Origin of the sequence: Protofrankia sp. Cr1 (assembly GCF_963555865.1) — a bacterium.
In the GTDB taxonomy this organism is placed as follows: Bacteria; Actinomycetota; Actinomycetes; order Frankiales; family Frankiaceae; genus Protofrankia.
Genome location: NZ_CAUVXO010000120.1, coordinates 8,226 through 12,188, shown reverse-complemented (window position 1 = coordinate 12,188; position 3,963 = coordinate 8,226). Strand labels below are relative to the sequence as shown.

Annotated in this window: 5 protein-coding genes; 3 read left to right on the top strand and 2 right to left on the bottom strand. The window is 67.3% G+C overall.

The features are described 5' to 3' along the window. Positions 1-308: 308 nt before the first annotated feature. A complete protein-coding gene (locus U9980_RS12135) occupies positions 309-1,517 on the top strand; it encodes an FAD/NAD(P)-binding oxidoreductase (RefSeq protein WP_322768000.1) in 1,209 nt (402 codons plus the stop codon). Between the two features lie 124 nt (positions 1,518-1,641). Here the strand turns inward: U9980_RS12135 and U9980_RS12130 are convergent, their stop codons facing one another. Together U9980_RS12130 and U9980_RS12125 are read right to left on the bottom strand one after the other, a co-directional pair. Then, positions 1,642-1,863: a BldC family transcriptional regulator gene (locus U9980_RS12130; protein WP_322753610.1), complete on the bottom strand. Its 222-nt coding sequence runs from the start codon at positions 1,861-1,863 to the stop codon at positions 1,642-1,644. 265 nt (positions 1,864-2,128) lie between these two features. Further along, positions 2,129-2,935: a helix-turn-helix transcriptional regulator gene (locus U9980_RS12125; RefSeq protein ID WP_322767999.1), complete on the bottom strand. Its 807-nt coding sequence runs from the start codon at positions 2,933-2,935 to the stop codon at positions 2,129-2,131. On the opposite strand from U9980_RS12125, the gene U9980_RS12120 reads away from it, so the two are divergent. Then, complete coding sequence (locus U9980_RS12120) at positions 2,910-3,281, top strand: SDR family oxidoreductase (protein ID WP_322767998.1); 372 nt, start codon at positions 2,910-2,912, stop codon at positions 3,279-3,281. The two genes, U9980_RS12125 and U9980_RS12120, sit on opposite strands and share 26 nt — an antisense overlap. Positions 3,282-3,511: 230 nt before the next feature. Next, on the top strand, positions 3,512-3,963 hold a 452-nt coding region (locus U9980_RS12115), incomplete at its 3' end, for a hypothetical protein (protein WP_322767997.1).

The following is a 3,963-nucleotide window of genomic DNA, read 5'->3' as shown; positions in this document are numbered from 1 at the left end:
TCGACGCCGATCCCGGAGGTGGCGCCTCGATGGTGGCAGTCATGAAGCGCTGACCTTTCCAGCTGCGAGTAGCCCATATTTGTTGCCGCATACAAGTTTACCATGGCGATCCGTTCCGGAGCCGTCGCTGATCTGAACCGGGCGCCCTATTGCCGGGCGCTCTGAGGATCACACTCGGCGGTACGGGCGACGCTGCTATGATCATTGCGGGAAGAGTGATGGCTGCGCCGCACGCGCCTGATCGTCGGCCCGCCCATCATCACCGATCCGGCCTGACCCCACCTGTCGGTGCACAAGGGATGCTGCCCATGGCTACGACCAGCCACCACACCACGCTCATCATCGGCGGGGGAAGTGCCGGAATTTCCGTCGCGGCCCGCCTGCGCCGCGCCGGTAGCGTCGACGTCGGCCTCATCGACCCGGCCGAAACCCACTACTACCAGCCGCTGTGGACCCTCGTCGGGGGCGGGTGCGCACCTCTTGCGAGCAGCGCCCGCCCGCAGGCCGGGGTCATGCCCGCCGGCGTCGCCTGGATCCGCGACCGCGCCGAGACGATCGACACCGACAATCAGATCGTCACCACCGGTGGCGGTGCGCGGATCGGCTATGACCATCTCGTCGTCTGTCCGGGAATCCAACTCGACTGGACGACGATTCCCGGGATGGGGGAGGCCGTCACCACACCGTGGGTGTCGAGTAACTACACCTACGACCTCGCACCCAAGACCTGGGAGATGATCCGCTCGCTGCGGTCGGGCACCGCGGTGTTCACCATGCCCGCAGGGCCGATCAAGTGCGGCGGCGCTCCCCAGAAGATCGCGTACCTGGCGTGCGACTTCTGGCGCCGGCACGGTGTCCTCGACGACATCCGGGTCGTACTCGTGCTGCCCACCCCCGCCCTGTTCGGCGTGTCGGAGTTCGCCGACGTGCTGGCGACGGTCGTGGCCCGCTATGGCATCGAGGTTCGCCTCAACAGCGAACTCACCGAGGTCGACCCCGAATCGCGCCGTGCTGTCGTCATCGACCATGCCACCGGTGTCACCGATGACATCGGCTATGATCTGATGCATCTCGTCCCCCCGCAGAGCGCACCAGACTGGATCAAGAAAAGTCCGTTGGCGGACTCAACCAGCCTGGCCGGGTATGTCAGTGTCGACAAGCACACGATGCAACACACTCGCTACCCCAACGTGTTCTCCCTCGGGGATGCCAGCAGCTCGCCCAATGCCAAGACCGGCGCGGCCATCCGCAAGCAGGCGCCCGTCGTCGTCGCGAACCTACTGTCGGTCATGAACGGCCAACCCGCCGCGCGACAGTACGACGGGTACGCCTCGTGTCCGCTGACCACTGCGCGGAACAAGATGCTGCTGGCCGAGTTCGACTACACCATGCGTCCCCATCCGACGTTTCCCTCATGGTTGGTCAACGCCCAGCGGGAACGTCGCGACATGTGGTACCTCAAGCGCTACGGCCTGCCGTTGATGTACTGGAATCTGCTGCTCAAAGGCCGGGCCTGAAGGGTCACACCGGCCAAAGGCCGCGCGAGGATGGTTTGTTCGCGCGGCCGGAGGCCTGAAGGGTCACACCGGCCAAAGGCCGCGCGAGGATGGCTTTTTCGCGCGGCCTTCGGCCTGACGGCTTCTAGCCCAGGGTGTCTCCGGGCTGGATGCCCGCGAGGAGCGCCCGGACCTCGGCTTCCTGGTAGCGGCGGTGCCCGCCGAGGGTACGGATCGAGGTCAACTTCCCGGCCTTGGCCCAGCGGGTCACCGTCTTGGGGTCCACCCGGAACATGGTGGCCACCTCAGCAGGTGTCAGCAGAGGAGCGGATTGCGGTGTTCGTGTCGTTGCCACGCAGCCTCCCATCACAGAACGTCGATGTGTAATATACACACGGTTCTTCCTTCGAGGGCAATTCGGGCATGGCACGTCGGGGTCATGTGGTGACTAGTCCGGTCGCATCCGCGGAGTTGAAGTTACTCTCTGTAATGACTTCTCCCTTATAATCAACAGTGTTGACGACCTTTCGCTCGACATTTGATCTTCCATGGCAGCTGTCCCACAGGCGATTGGCGGTGATTGGTCGTTCGCCTTCGCCACCTCGACCCGTTGCTCATCGGCGTACGGATCGTCAGCGGGCGAGGTGCAGCGGTCCCCTGCCGTTTCGCCCCGTTCGGGTGGCGGCAACGGCAGAACTGGCCGGTGCCGTCGGGTCGTCGACCCGTCTTCGGGGGTGTTCTGCCGGGGGTGTTCTGCCGGGGGTGTCCAGTCGCCGGGCGGTCAGGTCGTCGGCGGCGTGGAAGGTGACGAGCTGCTGATCCGCCGGCGGAATGTTCATCGTCTCGCAGACCACGTTCAGCGCGCCGACGTCTGGATGGTGCAGGCGCCGGCTCGCTCCACATCGCTGGACGACGTCATGCCGGTTCCACCAGCCGTCGAATTCCGGACTCGCCGCGGACAGCTCGGCGACGAGGTAGCTGATGCGCGGTTCGCCTGGGCGACGTCCGAGTTGGGCTCGCAGGTTGGCCACCAGGTCGGTGGCGGTGTCCTCCCAGTCTGACCACCGTCGGCGCAGCGGCGGGTGCAGGAAGCTGAGCCAGACGATGTTGCGGATGTGTTCCGGCACCGTGGCGAAGTCGGTGAGGGTCGCCGCGGCTGCCGGATTCCAGGCGACGACGTCCATCGCCACCGTCAGGACGTAGGCGGGCATCGGATGCAGGACGTCGATGATCTCCCAGGTCCTGGCCCGCACCGTGCGAGTGTCCTGCGGGGTGACCGGAACCGCCAGTCCGGCCAGATAACACAGATGGCGATACTCGTCGGCGGTCAGCCGCAGACCCCGGCTGATCGCCGTCAGCACCTCGTACGAGGGGCGGCGGTCGCGGCCCTGCTCCAGACGCGTGTAGTAGTCGATGCTCACCCCGGGCGGCTCGCTCACGTTCACCTCCGGAGTCTTCATCGACCGCCCGGCGCCGGGCGTCGCGCTGGGTGCGGCGTCGCTGGGAGCCATTGAGGCCTACACTCGCGCGCTCGCCGTGGAACTTCGTCCGTTGCGCGTCAACGCCGTGCGTCCGGGAAGCACCGACACGCCCTTGTTCCGCACCATGATCGGCGCGGCCGAAGGGCCGGCCGGACAGGCGGCTGTCGCTGCCGCCGGCGCGACGCTCCCCCTGGGCCGGGTGGCGACTGCGGCGGAGGTCGCCGCCGCCGCGCTGTTCTTCATGGCCAACAGCTACGTCACGGGCACGATCGTGACCGTGGACGGGGGCAGCACCATCGCCTGAACGGCTCGGCGGGCGCCGCTGGTGGCGCCCGTGCCCTGGCCCGACGACGTAGCCACCGGACACGGCCCGCTCCCCGCGGGCGGCAAAGAAGGCAGCCGGTGCTTTAGTGGTGCCGGCTATCTGAGGTGGCCTGTCGGGATCATGCCGATTTCGACCGGCCACCGCATGTTCAGGTCAACGTATGTACCGGGGTCAACGCACTGGATGGGAGACGTGTGAGCAGCGCGGCCATGACGGGCACGTCGATGGGTCGGGTCAGCAGGAAACAGGTGCGGACGGTGACGGTTGGTGCCACGCTGGGTCTGGGGCTCCTGCTCGGTGGGTGCGGCGGCGGGTCAACGCCCGCCAGCGCGCCCGCGGCGTCGGCGTCGGCGTCGGTGCCGGTGCCGGTGGCCGGCGCGTCCGCAGCCGCCATACCCACCAACCTGCCGACCGACCTCGACCTGGCGCCGACGGCGTCCCCGGCGGCGACAGCGACCGCAGCTGCCACCGCGACCTCGGGAATCGCCGCTCTGCGGGGAACAGTTGTTCCCAAGCACTTCCCGTTCCCCAAGGGGTCGACGCCGACGGTCGTAGCGTCCGAGGGCCTCGGGGCGACCCTTGCGTTGAGCGGTGTGACCGGGGATGAGGCGATCCGCTACTACCGCCAGGCGATGCCCGCTGCCGGCTATACGTTCGAACA

Bases quoted from the DNA above. Each gene is read 5' to 3' on its own strand.
- U9980_RS12135 (WP_322768000.1), top strand. From the start codon at position 309: ATGGCTACGACCAGCCACCACACCACGCTCATCATCGGCGGGGGAAGT.
- U9980_RS12130 (WP_322753610.1), bottom strand. From the start codon at position 1,863: ATGGGAGGCTGCGTGGCAACGACACGAACACCGCAATCCGCTCCTCTG.
- U9980_RS12120 (WP_322767998.1), top strand. From the start codon at position 2,910: ATGCTCACCCCGGGCGGCTCGCTCACGTTCACCTCCGGAGTCTTCATC.